Origin of the sequence: Tsukamurella sp. USMM236, assembly GCF_037148755.1 — a bacterium.
Taxonomy (GTDB): Bacteria; Actinomycetota; Actinomycetes; order Mycobacteriales; family Mycobacteriaceae; genus Tsukamurella.
Map to the genome: position 1 here is coordinate 506,026 of NZ_JBBCSS010000003.1, position 14,484 is coordinate 520,509.

The window sequence follows — 14,484 nt, forward strand, 5'->3', positions numbered from 1 at the left end:
GCCCGACGGTGCACTATGGCGGTGTGTCCAGTGCGAAAGACGAATCGATGCCCCGCGTGCTCGTGGTCGACGACGAGCAGAGCATCCGGGAGCTGCTGCAGGTCAGCCTGAAGTTCCAGGGCTTCGACGTGGCGGTTGCCCCGGACGGCCCCGCCGCGCTCGATCGCATGCGCACCTTCCGGCCCGACGTCATGGTGCTCGACATCATGATGCCGGGCATGGACGGCCTCGGCCTGCTCAAGCGGCTGCGCCAGGACGGCATCGAGGCGCCCGCGCTGTTCCTCACGGCGCGCGATTCGGTCGAGGACAAGGTCGCCGGCCTCACGCTGGGCGGCGACGACTACGTCACCAAGCCGTTCAGCCTCGAGGAGGTCGTGGCCCGGATCAACGTGCTGCTGCGGCGCCACGGCTTCGGCGAGGACGAGGCCTCGACCCGCCTGACCTTCGCCGACCTCGAGCTGGACGACGAGACGCACGAGGTGTGGAAGGCGGGCGAGCTGGTCTCGCTCTCACCCACCGAGTTCACGCTGCTGCGCTACTTCATGGTCAACGCCGGGGTGGTGCTGTCGAAGCCGAGGATCCTCGACCACGTCTGGCACTACGACTTCGGCGGCGACGTCAACGTCGTCGAGTCCTACGTCTCCTACCTGCGCCGCAAGGTCGACACGGGCGAGAAGCGGCTGATCCACACCCTCCGCGGCGTGGGGTACGTACTCCGCGAACCCCGGTAGGCCCGCATGGGTTCGACCCCGAACACCTCGTTCGCGTCCCGCGTGCCGCTGCGCCTATCGCTCGTTGCGCTGGTCGTCGGCCTCGTCTTCCTGGGCCTGCTCGCCTCCGGCACCGCACTGACCGCGGCGATGAAGGATCAGCTCCTCTCCCGCGAGGATCAGACGCTGCGGCAGGCCGCCGACACCTGGGCCCGCCCGAAGCCGAGCCTGCCGGAGCCGGTGCGCGGCAGCAAGCCTCCGCCCACCCGCTTCTACCAGGCGGTCTTCCTGCCGGACGGCACCCAGCTGCGGATCAGCAACCCCGATTTCACCGAGCAGCCGGACCTGTCCGGCCTCGGCGACCTGCACGGCGACGCCGTCACCGTGCGCTCCGTCGGCGGCAAGGGGCCGCAGTGGCGCGTCGTGCAGTCGAGTTCGCAGTACGGCGTGGCCTTCGTCGCGGTCACGCTCTCGGACGTCGATTCGACCCTGCGCGCCATGATCGTGCTGGAACTGCTCATCGGCGGCGGCGTCCTCGTCATCGCGGGCGGCCTCGGCTACCTCGTGGTGCGGCGCTCGCTCCGCCCGCTCGAGGAGGTGGAGGCCACCGCCGAGGCCATCGCGGCGGGGGACCTCACGCGCCGCGTCCCCGAGGCGCCGCCGCACACCGAGGTCGGCCGGCTCTCGACGTCGATCAACACGATGCTGCACCAGGTCCAGGACTCGTTCGACCGCGTCGCATCGTCGGAGGAGCGGGCGCGCGCCGACGAGGAGCGGATGCGCCGTTTCGTCGGCGACGCCTCGCACGAGCTGCGTACCCCGCTCACGTCGATCCGCGGCTTCGCCGAGCTGTACCGGCAGGGCGCCACCGACGACACCGGCTTCGTCATGTCGCGCATCGAGTCCGAGGCGGAGCGGATGGGCCTGCTCGTGGAGGATCTCCTGCTGCTTGCGCGCCTGGACGCCCGCCGGCCGCTGGCCTCGGACACCGTCGACCTCACCGCGGTCGCCGACGACGTGGTGCACGCCGCGCAGGCACGCGAGCCGGGCCGGGACATCGCGCTCGAGGTCGACGGTGCCGGCCCCGTCGCACTGACCGGCGACCGGGACCGCCTGCACCAGGTGGTCACCAACCTGGTCTCGAACGCGCTGCGGCACACGCCCGACGAGGCGACGGTGCGCGTCCGGCTCGCCGAGGAGCCGGGCGCGGTGGTGCTGTCCGTCGCCGACACCGGGCCGGGGATGGAGCCCGACGAGGCCGCGCGCGTCTTCGAACGCTTCTACCGCACCGACTCCTCCCGCAGCCGCGGCAGCGGCGGCGCGGGCCTGGGCCTGTCGATCGTCCACGGCATCGTCGAGCGGCACGGGGGCACCGTCACCGTCGACACCGCGCCGGGGGAGGGCGCGACGTTCACAGTGCGCCTGCCCCGCTGACCGCGGTCACTCCGCGGCGAGCGCCTCGACGATCTTGGTCTGGGCCTCGTCGAGCGAATCGGCGCTCGGGTTCGGGTCGACGTTGGTGAAGTCGAAGTCGGTGAGCCCGTACGCCGGGAAGACGTGCAGGTGCAGGTGCGGGATCTCGAAGCCGGCGACGATCAGGCCCGCGCGCGGCGCGTCGAAGGCGCGCTTGACCGCCCGACCGATCTTGCGTGCGACGTCGTTGAGGTGGGCCCACAGCTCGTCGTCGATCGACTCCCAGTGGTCCACCTCCTCGCGCGGCACCACCAGCACGTGGCCCTGCGTGAGGGGGCCGATGGTCAGGAACGCCACCACCGAATCGTCCTGGTACACGAACCGGCCCGGGAGCTCGCCGGCGATGATCTTCGAGAAGACGGATGCCATGGGGCCAGGCTAGTGGAGGTGCCCGGTAGTGTCATGGCCGTGCGAGTACTCGTCATCGGCACCGGCGGCCGCGAACACGCCCTCCTCGACGCGCTCACCCGTGACCCGCAGGTCACCGAGCTCCATGCGGCCCCGGGCAACCCGGGCACCGCGGCGATCGCGACGAACCACGACGTCGACGCCTCCTCCGGCGACGAGGTCGCGGCGCTCGCCGAGCGCCTCGGCGCCGACCTCGTGGTGATCGGCCCCGAGGTCCCGCTGGTCCTCGGCGTCGCCGACGCGGTCCGGGCCAGCGGCATCGCCGTCTTCGGCCCGTCCGCCGCCGCGGCGCAGATCGAGGGCTCGAAGGCCTTCGCCAAGGACGTCATGGACGCCGCCGGCGTGCGCACCGCGCGCAGCGAGATCGTCGACAGCCCCGCGGAGATCGACGCCGCGCTCGACCGCTTCGGACCCACCTGGGTCGTCAAGGACGACGGCCTGGCCGCTGGCAAGGGCGTCGTCGTCACCGCGGACCGCGCCGCGGCCCGGGCGCACGCCGCCGACCTCATCGAGTCCGGCCGGCCCGCGCTGCTCGAGTCCTTCCTCGACGGCCCCGAGGTCTCCCTGTTCTGCCTCGTCGACGGTGAGGATGTCGTCCCGCTGCTGCCCGCGCAGGACCACAAGCGCGTCGGCGACGGCGACACCGGCCCCAACACAGGCGGCATGGGCGCCTACGCCCCGCTGCCCTGGCTCGCCGACGGCGCGGTCGACGAGATCGTCGAGACCGTCGTGCGGCCCGTCGCGCGCGAGATGGTGCGCCGCGGCACCCCGTTCTCCGGCCTGCTCTACGCAGGCCTCGCCATGGGCTCCGAGGGGCCGGCCGTCGTCGAGTTCAACTGCCGCTTCGGCGACCCCGAGACGCAGGCCGTGCTGAGCCTCCTGGAGTCGCCGCTCGGCGAGGCGCTGAACGCCACCGCCACGGGCGCGCTCGGCGCGCTGCCCCCGCTCCGGTGGCGCGACGGTGCGGCTATCACCGTGGTGCTCGCCGCCGAGAACTACCCGGCGACGCCGCGCAAGGGCGACGTCATCACCGGCGCCGACGGCGCGGGGATCTACCACGCCGGGACGGCCGTCGACGCCGACGGACGCCTCGTCTCGAACGGCGGCCGCGTGCTCAACGTGGTCGGTGTCGGCGACGACCTGGGAGCGGCCCGCGCGGACGCCTACGCCAAGCTCGAGCGGATCAAGCTGCCGGGCAGTCATTTCCGCACGGACATCGGTCACCAGGCCTTGCAGTAGCGCTTTTGTCCGATGTCGGCGCGGATGGGTGCCGACGATTTGGTCGAAACCCTCAGGCCGGGCGGGACGTGCTGGCAGCATGTCCCAGATGACAGCCGCGACCACGCCCAAGGGTGAGCGCCGGCGCGCGGCCCTTGTGGCGGCGGCCGGGGAGCTCCTCGTCGAGGGCGGCTTCGAATCGGTGCGGCACAGGGCGGTGGCGCACCGTGCGCACATCCCCCTGGCGGCCACGACCTACTACTTCGAGTCGCTGGGCGACCTGCTGTCCAACGCCGTCGCGTACGCGGGCGAGCTGGACCTCGCCGCGGTCCGCGGCCGCGTAGAGGCCGTGAGCCGGCGCAAGCGCGGCGATTCGGCGCTCGCGAAGCTCCTCACCTCGGTCTTCTTCGCCTGCGACACCGCCGCCGAGCGCGGCGCGCTGGTCTCGCGGTACGAGCGGATGGTGCTGTGCACGCGGGATCCCGAGCTCACCCGCCTGCAGGCGCAGGTCCGGAACGTCCTGGCGGAGCTGCACGTCGAGGTGCTCACCCGCTCGGGTCGCCGGGCGACGGGGCCGGGCGTCGATCGGCTGATGGCCATCGAGGACGGCGCCGTCCTCGCGGCGTTGACCACCCACGGGGCGGACGTGCCCCGCGCCGTGCGCGAGGCGCTCGGCACCGTCGTCGACGATCTCGCGCCCCTGCATCCCTGAGCGGAGCCCCGTTCCTTCCACGGTCGGGTGTGTCATCCGTGCATGAGATAATCGCGGGGTGAGCACTCCCCGCATCCCCGACGTCCTCGCCAACCGGTACGCCAGCCCGCGCATGCGCGAGCTGTGGTCGCCGGAGTACAAGATCGTGCTGGAGCGCCAGCTGTGGATCGCGGTGCTCAAGGCGCAGCGCGACCTCGGGATCGACGTGCCCGACGGTGCCGTCGAGGCCTACGAGAAGGTCGTCGACCAGGTGGACCTGGCGTCGATCGCGGAGCGCGAGCGGATCACCCGGCACGACGTGAAGGCGCGGATCGAGGAGTTCAGCGACCTCGCGGGCTTCGAGCAGATCCACAAGGGCATGACCTCGCGCGACCTGACGGAGAACGTCGAGCAGCTGCAGGTGCTGCGCTCGCTGGAGTACGTCCGCGACCACGCCGTGGCCGTGGCGGCCCGGCTCGCCGAGCGGGCCGCGCAGTACTCGTCCGTCGTGATGGCGGGCCGCTCGCACAACGTCGCGGCGCAGGCCACGACGCTGGGCAAGCGCTTCGCGTCCGCCGCCAACGAGCTGCTGGTGGCGATCGCCCGCCTCGAGGACCTCATCGGCCGCTACCCGCTGCGCGGCATCAAGGGCCCGATGGGCACCTCGCAGGACATGCTCGACCTCCTCGGCGGCGACGCCGCCAAGCTCGCCGAGCTGGAGTCGCGGGTGGCGGAGCACCTGGGCTTCTCGCAGTCCTTCGTCTCCGTCGGCCAGGTGTACCCGCGCTCGCTCGATCACGACGTGGTGAGCGCCCTGGTCCAGGTGGCGGCGGGACCGTCGTCGATGGCCACGACGATCCGGCTCATGGCCGGGCACGAACTGGTCACCGAGGGCTTCCAGCCCGGCCAGGTGGGCAGCTCCGCGATGCCGCACAAGATGAACACCCGCTCCTGCGAGCGCGTCAACGGCCTCACCGTGATCCTGCGCGGCTACGGCTCGATGGCGGCCGAGATGGCGGGCTCGCAGTGGAACGAGGGCGACGTCTTCTGCTCCGTGATCCGCCGCGTGGCCCTGCCGGACTCGTTCTTCGCGATCGACGGCCTCTTCGAGACCTTCCTGACCGTCCTCGACGAGTTCGGCGCCTACCCGGCCGTGATCGAGAACGAGCTGAACCGCTACCTGCCCTTCCTCGCCACCACCCGCGTGCTCATGGCCGCGGTGCGCGCGGGCGTCGGCCGCGAGGTCGCGCACGAGGCGATCAAGGAGCACGCCGTCGCCGTCGCGCTGGCGATGCGCGAGGAGGGCAAGGAGCCCGACCTGTTGGATCGCCTCGCCGGTGACTCCCGCCTCGGCCTGTCGCGCGCGGATCTCGATGCGGCGCTGGCGGACCGCGCCGCCTTCACCGGCGCCGCCGAGGCCCAGGTCGCCCAGGTCGTCGCCGACGTCGAGCAACTGGTCGCGAAGTACCCCGACGCCGCCGGCTACACCCCCGCCCCCATCCTCTGACCCACCGGTTCCCTGCGGTTCCGGCGGCCGCGACCTGCGATTCGCCCGCCGAATCCGCGGGGAACCGTCAGGCGATAGGGTGGCGGAGTGCGTCCTGAACTGAGCGAATACACGCCGATCTACTCGGGCAAGGTCCGCGAGCTGTACGAGATCGACGACGAGCACCTGCTGCTCGTCGCGAGCGACCGGATCAGCGCCTACGACTACATCCTGGACACCGCGATCCCCGACAAGGGGCGCGTGCTCACGGCGATGTCGGTCTTCTTCTTCGACGCGCTCGGCGTGCCGAACCATCTGGCCGGGCCGGCCGATGATCCGCGCATCCCCGAGTCGGTGCTGGGCCGCGCGCTCGTCACGCGCCGGCTCGACATGGTGCCGGTGGAGTGCGTCGCCCGCGGCTACCTCACGGGCTCCGGCCTCAAGGAGTACCGCGCGAACGGCGAGGTGTGCGGCGTGCCCCTCCCGGAGGGCCTGGTCGACGGCAGCCGCATCGACCCGCCGATCTTCACCCCCGCGACCAAGGCCGCCGTCGGCGACCACGACGAGAACGTCTCCTTCGAGCGCGTCGCCGAGGACGTCGGCCTCGAGCTGGCGACGCGGCTGCGCGAGCTCACCCTCGACGTCTACGCGCGCGGCGCCGACATCGCCCGCGAACGCGGGATCATCCTCGCGGACACCAAGTTCGAGTTCGGTCGCAGCTCCGACGGGGACCTCCTCCTCGCCGACGAGGTGCTCACGCCCGACTCCTCCCGCTACTGGGACGGCGCGCTCTACGAGCCCGGCAAGGCCCTGCCCAGCTTCGACAAGCAGATCGTGCGCGACTGGCTCACCAAGGAATCCGGCTGGTCCACCGACACCGGCACCCCGCCGCCACCCCTGCCCGCCGACGTGGTGGAGCGCACCCGCGCCCGCTACATCGAGGCCTACGAGCGCATCTCGGGCCTGAGCTTCGCCGACTGGCCGGGCGGAGCGGCATGAGCGCCCCGGCCCAGCCCGTCGCGAAGAAGGTTCCGGCCCCGCGGACCTTCCACGGCGACACCGTGATCGACGACTACGCCTGGCTCGCCGACACCTCCGACGCGGAGGTGCTCGACTACCTCCGCGCCCACAACGCCTTCACCGAGGCGGCCACCGCGGCCCACGAGCCACTGCGCGAGGCGATCTTCGGTGAGATCAAGGCGCACACCCAGGAGACCGACATGTCGGTCCCGCAGCGCCGCAAGGGATACTGGTACTACGCGCGCACCGTCGAGGGTAAGCAGTACGGGATCCACTGCCGCGCACCGATCACCGGACCCGACGACTGGACCCCGCCGGTCCTCTCCGACGAGCCGCTGCCCGGCGAGCAGGTGCTCCTCGACCTCAACGTCGAGGCCGAGGGGCACGAGTACATCGCCGTCGGCGCCGCCTCCGTCTCGCCCGACGGTGCCCTCCTCGCCTTCTCGCTGGACACCGACGGCGACGAGCGGTTCACGCTGCGCGTGCGGAACATCGACACGGGCGAGCTGTTGCCCGACACGGTCGAGAACGCCTTCTACGGGGCCACCTGGGCCCTCGACGGGCGGCACCTGTTCTACACCACCGTCGACGACGCGTGGCGCGCCGACACGATCTGGCGACACGAGATCGGTTCGACCGCAGCTGACGTGAAGGTCTTCCACGAGACGGACCAGCGCTTCGGCGTCGGCATCGGGCTGACCCGCAGCGAGAAGTACCTCATGATCGCCGCCTCGTCGACGCTGAGCTCCGAGACGCACGTCCTCGACGCCACCGATCCGACGGGCGAGTTCCGCGTTCTGCGGCCCCGTGAGGAGGACGTCGAGTACTCGGTGGAGCACGCGGTCCTCGGCGGCGAGGACCGGTTCCTGTTCCTGCACAATCGCACCGGCATCAACTTCGAACTGGCGTCGGCCTCCGTCGACGCTCCCGAGGAGTGGACGGTCCTCGTTCCGCACCGTGACGACGTGCGGCTCGAGTACGTGGACGCCTACGCCCGACGGCTCGCCCTCGGGTACCGACGGGGCGGCCTGCCCCGCCTCGCGCTCGCCGCGGCCACGGCCGCGCCGGAGTTCACCGAGTGGGACCCGGGCGAGGAGCTGGTGAACCTCGGTCCCGCCGCGAACCCGGAGTGGGACGCGCCGCGGCTGCGCCTCGCCTACGAGTCCTTCGTGACCCCGGGCACCGTCCTCGAGCTCGACCCGGCGACGGGGGAGCAGACGGTGCTCAAGCGGGCCAACGTCCCCGGCTACGACGCCTCGCTGTACACCGCCGAGCGGCTCTGGGTGACCGCCGGCGACGGTGCGCGGATCCCCGTGTCCGTGGTGCGTCGCAAGGACACCGGCGACGGTCCGGCCCCCACCCTGCTGTACGGGTACGGCTCGTACGAGGCCACGCTCGACCCGTGGTTCTCGGTCGCCCGGCTCTCGCTCATGGACCGCGGCGTGGCGTTCGTCGTGGCGCACGTGCGCGGCGGCGGCGAGATGGGGCGCGCCTGGTACGACCATGGCAAGCAGCTGGAGAAGCGGAACACCTTCACCGACTTCGTCGACGTCGCACGACATCTCGTGGACACCGGCCGCGCGGAGCCGCGGCGGCTGGTGGCGATGGGCGGCAGCGCCGGCGGCCTGCTCGTGGGCGCCGTCGCGAACCTGGCGCCGGAGCTGTTCTCCGGCATCGTCGCCGACGTGCCCTTCGTGGACCCGCTCACCTCGATCCTCGACCCGAGCCTGCCGCTCACCGTGGGGGAGTGGGACGAGTGGGGCAACCCGCTCGAGAGCGCCGAGGTGTACCGGTACATGCGCGACTACTCGCCGTACGAGAACGTCGCCGCGAAGCCCTACCCGGCGATCCTCGCCACCACCTCGCTCAACGACACCCGCGTGCTCCCCACGGAGCCCGCGAAGTGGGTGGCGAAGCTCCTCGACCACAGCACGTCCGGCGACCAGATCCTGCTCAAGACCGAGATGGTCGCCGGCCACGCCGGCGTCAGCGGGCGGTACGCGAAGTGGCGCGAGACGGCGTTCGAGTACGCCTGGGTCCTCGACAGGCTGGGCGCCGCGCAGTAGCTTGCAGTCATGAAGAAGCTCGTCGCGGGCGTCGCGTGCGCCGCGCTCCCGCTCGTAGCTGTGGCCCCGGTCCAGGCGGAACCCGATGCCGGCAGCCCGACGGTGACCTACTCGCACGTCGGGCCGTCCACGGCGCCGGAGTACCACGTCGAGTACGTCATCACGGTGCGCGGCGGCGTCGCCACGGCGAAGGTCGGTGGCTACGGCACCGTCGACGGGACGGCCGATCCCGCGAAGACGGAGACGAAGCGGCTCGACTACGCGACGCAGCGGGCGCTCGTGCAGAACGCGGCGTCGCTGCCGGCGCCGGCCACGGGCACGCCCTGCCCCGGCGCGTCGACCACCCGCCTGACGTACCGGGCGGCCGGCGCTGCGCCACGCCGCACCGTCGCCTACACCTGCGCCGCCGGTGATCGGGGCGACGCCGCGGCGATCAGCCGCTACACGGCCCCGGTGGACACGCTCTTCACCGTGCTGCCGAGCGTGACCTTCACCGTCACCCGGTAGCGCTCCCGCGGAAACGAGAAGTGCCCGGCCCCCATCGGGGACCGGGCACTCGTCGTATCAGGCGATGATCAGTGCGGCATGACCATCTGGCGCTCGGCGGCCTCGGTGTCCGCCTCGTGGGTGCGGGGCAGGAAGAACGCCGGGATGATGCACAGCGCGACCAGGATCGCGGCCACGAAGTAGGTGTTCCCGAACGCCTCCGCCGCGAACGGCAGGTTGTCGTGCAGGAACTTCGAGAAGCCGCTCTCGCCCTGGAACATCGCGATGCCGCCCTCGCGGGCCTCGGGGCTCGAGTTCAGGCCGAAGGCCAGCGCGCCGGTGTGCTTCTCGCCCTGCGGGGTCTGCATCGCCGGGCCCGCGTTGGTGAGCCAGTTGGTGAACAGCACCGAGAAGATCGCGGTACCCATCGACGCGGCGATCTGCTGGACGATGTTCGTCAGCGTGGAACCGCGGGAGATGGACTCGGGTGCCAGGGTGCGGATCGCGGCCGACATGGTCGGCATCATCGTCATCCCCATGCCGAGGCCCTGGATGAGCAGCGAGCCCAGCAGGATCCAGTACGGGGTCTCCGCGGTGAGCTGCGTGAAGGCGATCATGCCGCCCGTGATCAGCGCGAGGCCGGTCATGACGAACTTGCCCGGGCCCATCTTGTCGGTGAGCACGCCGGCGATCGGCATGGTCAGCATGGCGCCGAGGCCCTGCGGGGCGAGCAGCAGGCCGGCCATCAGGGTCGACTCGCCGCGGATGCCGATGAAGTACTGCGCGTACAGGATCGAGCTGCCGAAGAAGGCCATCGCGAACATCGCGAAGGTGATCATGGCGACGGTCATGTTCCGGTTCTTGAACAGCCGCAGGTCGAGCAGCGGCAGCCTGGCGCGCAGCGCCCAGAACACGAACGCGACGATCAGCACGAGGCCGACGATGGTCGCCGGAATGACGCGCTCGGTGTACATCGACGAATCCGACTGCGCCTCGGGGATCGAGGAGATGCCGAACAGGAACAGGGCGAGGCCGGGCGAGAGCAGGACGAAGCCGACGAGGTCGAACTTCTGGCCCTTGACGGGCTCGTCCTTGTCGAGCACGAACCAGGCGTAGATGATCGCGATCGCGCCGATCGGGACATTGATCAGGAAGATCCAGTGCCACGAGAAGGACTCGATCAGCCAGCCGCCGAGGATCGGGCCGCCGATGGGGCCGAGCAGCATCGGGATGCCGAGCACGGCCATGACGCGGCCGATGCGCTCCGGGCCGGCGGCCCGGGTCAGGATCATCATGCCGAGCGGCATGAGCATGCCGCCGCCGAGGCCCTGGAGGACCCGGTACAGGATCAGCAGGTCGATCGAGGTCGCGGTGGCGCACAGCGCCGAACCCGCCACGAACAGCGCCGTGGCCGTCATGTAGAGCCGCTTGGTGCCGAATCGGTCTGCGGCCCATCCGGTCACGGGGATCACGGCGGCGAGCGCCAGGGTGTAGCCGGTCATCGTCCAGGCGACGGTGGCGGGCGATGCGCCCCACTGCGACTGGAAGGTGTTCTGCGCGACCGCCACGATCGTCATGTCCAGAATGGCCATGATCGACCCGAGGACGACCACGCCGGCCACCATCAGGACGCGACGGTCGAGGCCCTCACCCGCGTGCGGGATCTCGCTCTTGTCGAGCGTGTTCTCGGTACTCATGCGTTCTCTTTCATTGCGGTGAAGAAGGGGTTCGGAGGGATCAGGCCCTCGTCGAGGATCTCGACCATCACGTCGTGCAGCCTGATGCGCAGCGCGAGCGGGAGCCGCTCCGCGAAACTCAGCACCTCACGGTGCTTGTCGCTGACCGCGGACGCAACTGTTTTTCGCCCGAGGTCGGTGATGGTCAGGTTCTTGATCCGGCGGTCCGAGGCGTCCTCACGCCGATCCACCATCTCGAGCTGGACAAGTTTCTCCACGTTGCGTCCCGTGGCGGCGACGGACAGCCCCAGATCATCGGCGAGCCGGTTGATCGGGAGCGGGGCCTCGGCGGCCGTGAGCTGCAGCAGGATGTGGAACTGGTGCGCGGTGATGTCCGACGACAGCATCGTGCCCAGACTCTCCTGCGTGACATTGCACATGAGTCGGCCCATGAACTCGCCGAAGACCGCGGTGAGGTCCTCGGGAGTCACGTCCGTGGAGGTTGCTTGCACCTAAAAACGATAACTCTCGCGCAACCATTGCGCAATCGAGATAGATGTGTCCTGCGTTACACCTCCGCGTAGGCTCGGGCGCATGACCGCTCTCGACTCCATCGCCCTCACCACGCTCGACGGTGCCGCCACCTCCCTCGCCGACTACGCCGGCCGGGCCGTGCTCGTCGTCAACGTCGCCAGCAAGTGCGGCCTGACCCCGCAGTACGCCGGCCTGGAGGCCCTCGCGACCCGCTACGCCGACCGCGGCCTGACGGTGCTCGGCGTGCCCTGCAACCAGTTCGCGGGCCAGGAGCCCGGCACCGCCGAGGAGATCGCGACGTTCTGCTCCACGAGCTACGGCGTCACCTTCCCGCTGCTGGAGAAGACCGAGGTCAACGGCGAGAACCGGAACCCGCTCTACGCGGAGCTGACGAAGACCGCCGACGCCGAGGGCGAGGCCGGCGACATCCAGTGGAACTTCGAGAAGTTCCTGATCGCGCCGGACCACGCGAGCGTGCAGCGCTTCCGCCCGCGCACCGAGCCCGAGTCCGACGAGGTCGTCGGCGCGATCGAGGCCGTTCTCCCCGCCTGACCGGCCAGTTGGGCGACACGTAACCTTCCATCCCCGAACGGGACACCTGGGGCGCGCACACTGCGGATATGAGCTCGCCGCTGTACGTCTCCGTCTCCGCCCTCTCCGACGCCACCCGCGCGGACGCGGAACGGTTCGCGGCCCGGATGGACGAGCGCGGCGTGCCCGTCTCGCTGCTCGTGGCGCCCCGCCTGAAGGGCAAGTACAAGCTGCTCGACGACCCGTCGACCCAGTCCTTCCTGCGGGAGCGCCGGGCCGGGGGCGATGCGATCGTGCTCAACGGCTACGACCAGGCAGCGACGAAGCGGCGCCGCGCCGAGTTCTCGACCCTCGGCGCGCACGAGGCGGGGCTGCGGCTCGCCGCCGCCGACCGCGTCCTGGAGACCGTCGGCCTGCGCACCCGGGTCTTCGCCGCGCCCCGCTGGAACGCCTCCACCGGCGCGGTGCTCGCGCTGCCGAACGCCGGGTTCCGGACGAACCTCGGCTACACCGCGATCACCGACCTCGTCACCGGCGAGGAGGAGAAGGCGCGCGTGCTCGGCATCGGCGACGGCTTCCTCAGCGAGCCCTGGTGGTGCCGTGCGCTGCTCGCGCAGGCCAACCGCATCGCCCGACGGGGCGGCACGCTCCGTCTGGCGGTCGACGCCCGCCGGCTCGCCTCGTCGACCGTCTCGCGCACGATGCTCGACGCCGTCGACCTCGCCCTGCACCACGGCGCGGCGGCCACCGTCTACGAGCACCGCGCCCGGATCCTCGTCGCCGCCTGATTCACCCGCGGCCGACCGCGGGTCAGGCGGTCGGCACGACCAGCACCGCCCAGGCGATGAGCGGACCGAGTACGACGATCGACATCCCCCACTGCATGAGCCGCCGGAAGACCATGTCGCGGCGATCGGGCTCGGAGTTCGCGACCACCAGGGCGCCGTTCGTGGAGAACGGGCTGCAGTCGACGACCGAGCTCGAGATGGCGAGTGCGGCGATCAGTCCGACGGCGCTTACCTGATCGGTGAGCAGGAAGGGCACGGCGAGCGGGATCAGCGCGCCGATGATGCCGGTGGTGGAGGCGAACGCGGAGACCACGGCGCCGATCAGGCAGATCAGCAGGGCTGCGACCAGCGGCGAACCGACCTTCGCCACCCCGTCGCCGAGCCAGTCGACCACGCCCTGTTTCTGGAGCAGGGCCACGTAGGTGACGATGCCGGCGATGAGCAGGACCGTGCTCCAGCTGATCTTCTCCACGGCGTCCTTCGCGGAGTCCGGGAAGGCGAGCGTGAGGACGACCGCGATGCCCAGGGCGGTGAAGCCGACGTCGAGGTCGAAGCCGAGGGCGCCGACGATGAGGGCCACGAGACCGGCGAGGGTGCCGATCCGCTGTGCGTCGAGCCGCGTCGCGTCATCGCCGCGGTCGTCGGCGCTGTCCGCGGCGAGGCGTTGCACCTCGACGGCCGAGTGCGGCTCGGTCGTCGGGCGGGCGGCCGACGTCGCGGCGTGGGAGGCGGCCTCGGCGGTCGTTCCCAGCGTTGCCATGGCGTCGGCGTCCGCTCCGCGTGCGACCAGTTCGCGCCCGCCGAAGGCGGCGAACGCGACGACGGCGATCGCCGCGCAGGCGAGGAACGTCGAACCGAACAGGAAGAGCGGGCTGCCCGGCAGGTGGTTGGCGTCGACCACGCCGTTGGTGATCGATCCGAAGATGCCGATGGGGGAGAAGCTCCCCGCGGTGGCGCCCTGCACCACCATCATCCCCATGAGCACGGGGTGGATGCGGTAGCGCACCGCGAAGCCGGCGGCCACCGGCGCGACGATGGCGACGGCGGCGGGGCTGACCGCGCCGATCGCGGTCACCACGGCGCACACCGCGAACATCGCCCAGGGGATCAGCGCCACCCGGCCGCGGACGGCCCGCACCGCGCCGTGCACGATCCAGTCGACGGTGCCGTTGTTCTTCGCCAGCGCGAACAGATAGGTGACGCCGACGAGGATCACGAAGAGCTCGGCGGGGAAGCCCTTGAGCACCTCCTTCGAGTCGACGCCGAACACCGCCAGGCCGACGACGAAGGCGGCGACGAGGGCGAGCGCGCCCATGTTGGCGCCGCGGACCGTCGCGATCAGAAAGACGACGACGAGGACGGCGAGCGCGATCACCTCGGGTGACACTGTGAAGTTC

Annotated in this window: 14 protein-coding genes; 10 read left to right on the plus strand and 4 right to left on the minus strand. The window is 71.1% G+C overall.

Annotation, left to right across the window (positions count from 1 at the left end; translation table 11 throughout):
* Nucleotides 1-47: 47 nt before the first annotated feature.
* Both WFK95_RS13535 and WFK95_RS13540 read left to right on the plus strand, forming a co-directional pair.
* Entirely contained in the window at nt 48-731 is a 684-nt protein-coding gene (locus WFK95_RS13535; RefSeq protein WP_224649796.1) for a response regulator transcription factor, read from the plus strand.
* A 6-nt stretch (nt 732-737) separates the two neighbouring features.
* Nucleotides 738-2,144, plus strand: a complete 1,407-nt coding sequence (locus WFK95_RS13540; protein ID WP_224649747.1) for a sensor histidine kinase — start codon at nt 738-740, stop codon at nt 2,142-2,144.
* Nucleotides 2,145-2,150: 6 nt separating this feature from the next.
* Here WFK95_RS13540 and WFK95_RS13545 read toward each other — a convergent pair whose 3' ends face one another.
* A complete protein-coding gene (locus WFK95_RS13545; RefSeq protein ID WP_224649745.1) occupies nt 2,151-2,552 on the minus strand; it encodes an HIT family protein in 402 nt (133 codons plus the stop codon).
* 39 nt (nt 2,553-2,591) lie between these two features.
* Between WFK95_RS13545 and purD the strand changes: the two genes are divergently transcribed.
* From purD to WFK95_RS13575, 6 genes are all read left to right on the plus strand, one after another.
* Nucleotides 2,592-3,830 (plus strand): phosphoribosylamine--glycine ligase, encoded by a 1,239-nt coding sequence (gene purD / locus WFK95_RS13550; protein ID WP_224649742.1) that lies wholly within the window; start codon nt 2,592-2,594, stop codon nt 3,828-3,830.
* Between the two features lie 88 nt (nt 3,831-3,918).
* Nucleotides 3,919-4,521, plus strand: a complete 603-nt coding sequence (locus tag WFK95_RS13555; RefSeq protein ID WP_224649740.1) for a TetR/AcrR family transcriptional regulator — start codon at nt 3,919-3,921, stop codon at nt 4,519-4,521.
* A gap of 58 nt (nt 4,522-4,579) precedes the next feature.
* Nucleotides 4,580-6,007, plus strand: coding sequence for an adenylosuccinate lyase (gene purB / locus WFK95_RS13560; protein WP_224649738.1), 1,428 nt, complete (start codon nt 4,580-4,582; stop codon nt 6,005-6,007).
* A gap of 87 nt (nt 6,008-6,094) precedes the next feature.
* The gene (locus tag WFK95_RS13565; protein ID WP_224649736.1) at nt 6,095-6,985 is read left to right on the plus strand and encodes a phosphoribosylaminoimidazolesuccinocarboxamide synthase; all 891 of its coding nucleotides are present in this window, start codon (nt 6,095-6,097) and stop codon (nt 6,983-6,985) included.
* Complete coding sequence (locus tag WFK95_RS13570) at nt 6,982-9,072, plus strand: S9 family peptidase (protein ID WP_224649734.1); 2,091 nt, start codon at nt 6,982-6,984, stop codon at nt 9,070-9,072. The genes WFK95_RS13565 and WFK95_RS13570 overlap by 4 nt, the downstream gene beginning before the upstream one ends.
* A 9-nt stretch (nt 9,073-9,081) precedes the next feature.
* On the plus strand, nt 9,082-9,579 hold the full coding sequence (locus WFK95_RS13575) for a hypothetical protein (RefSeq protein ID WP_336671023.1): 498 nt from the start codon (nt 9,082-9,084) through the stop codon (nt 9,577-9,579).
* Between the two features lie 68 nt (nt 9,580-9,647).
* On the opposite strand, the gene WFK95_RS13580 is transcribed toward WFK95_RS13575, so the two are convergent.
* Together WFK95_RS13580 and WFK95_RS13585 are read right to left on the minus strand one after the other, a co-directional pair.
* Nucleotides 9,648-11,255 (minus strand): DHA2 family efflux MFS transporter permease subunit, encoded by a 1,608-nt coding sequence (locus WFK95_RS13580; protein WP_224649730.1) that lies wholly within the window; start codon nt 11,253-11,255, stop codon nt 9,648-9,650.
* On the minus strand, nt 11,252-11,746 hold the full coding sequence (locus tag WFK95_RS13585) for a MarR family winged helix-turn-helix transcriptional regulator (RefSeq protein WP_224649728.1): 495 nt from the start codon (nt 11,744-11,746) through the stop codon (nt 11,252-11,254). The genes WFK95_RS13580 and WFK95_RS13585 overlap by 4 nt, the downstream gene beginning before the upstream one ends.
* Nucleotides 11,747-11,828: 82 nt before the next feature.
* Between WFK95_RS13585 and WFK95_RS13590 the strand changes: the two genes are divergently transcribed.
* Nucleotides 11,829-12,320 (plus strand): glutathione peroxidase, encoded by a 492-nt coding sequence (locus WFK95_RS13590; RefSeq protein ID WP_224649725.1) that lies wholly within the window; start codon nt 11,829-11,831, stop codon nt 12,318-12,320.
* Between the two features lie 68 nt (nt 12,321-12,388).
* Complete coding sequence (locus WFK95_RS13595) at nt 12,389-13,087, plus strand: DUF2334 domain-containing protein (protein ID WP_224649722.1); 699 nt, start codon at nt 12,389-12,391, stop codon at nt 13,085-13,087.
* A gap of 22 nt (nt 13,088-13,109) precedes the next feature.
* On the opposite strand, the gene WFK95_RS13600 is transcribed toward WFK95_RS13595, so the two are convergent.
* Entirely contained in the window at nt 13,110-14,474 is a 1,365-nt protein-coding gene (locus WFK95_RS13600) for an SLC13 family permease (RefSeq protein WP_224649720.1), read from the minus strand.
* Between the last annotated feature and the right edge of the window lie 10 nt (nt 14,475-14,484).

Excerpts from the sequence above, each read along its gene's own strand:
- WFK95_RS13555 (WP_224649740.1), top strand. The coding sequence starts at position 3,919 with ATGACAGCCGCGACCACGCCCAAGGGTGAGCGCCGGCGCGCGGCCCTT.
- WFK95_RS13580 (WP_224649730.1), bottom strand. The coding sequence starts at position 11,255 with ATGAGTACCGAGAACACGCTCGACAAGAGCGAGATCCCGCACGCGGGT.
- WFK95_RS13535 (WP_224649796.1), top strand. The coding sequence starts at position 48 with ATGCCCCGCGTGCTCGTGGTCGACGACGAGCAGAGCATCCGGGAGCTG.
- WFK95_RS13595 (WP_224649722.1), top strand. The coding sequence starts at position 12,389 with ATGAGCTCGCCGCTGTACGTCTCCGTCTCCGCCCTCTCCGACGCCACC.
- WFK95_RS13590 (WP_224649725.1), top strand. The coding sequence starts at position 11,829 with ATGACCGCTCTCGACTCCATCGCCCTCACCACGCTCGACGGTGCCGCC.
- WFK95_RS13545 (WP_224649745.1), bottom strand. The coding sequence starts at position 2,552 with ATGGCATCCGTCTTCTCGAAGATCATCGCCGGCGAGCTCCCGGGCCGG.
- WFK95_RS13570 (WP_224649734.1), top strand. The coding sequence starts at position 6,982 with ATGAGCGCCCCGGCCCAGCCCGTCGCGAAGAAGGTTCCGGCCCCGCGG.
- WFK95_RS13575 (WP_336671023.1), top strand. The coding sequence starts at position 9,082 with ATGAAGAAGCTCGTCGCGGGCGTCGCGTGCGCCGCGCTCCCGCTCGTA.
- WFK95_RS13540 (WP_224649747.1), top strand. The coding sequence starts at position 738 with ATGGGTTCGACCCCGAACACCTCGTTCGCGTCCCGCGTGCCGCTGCGC.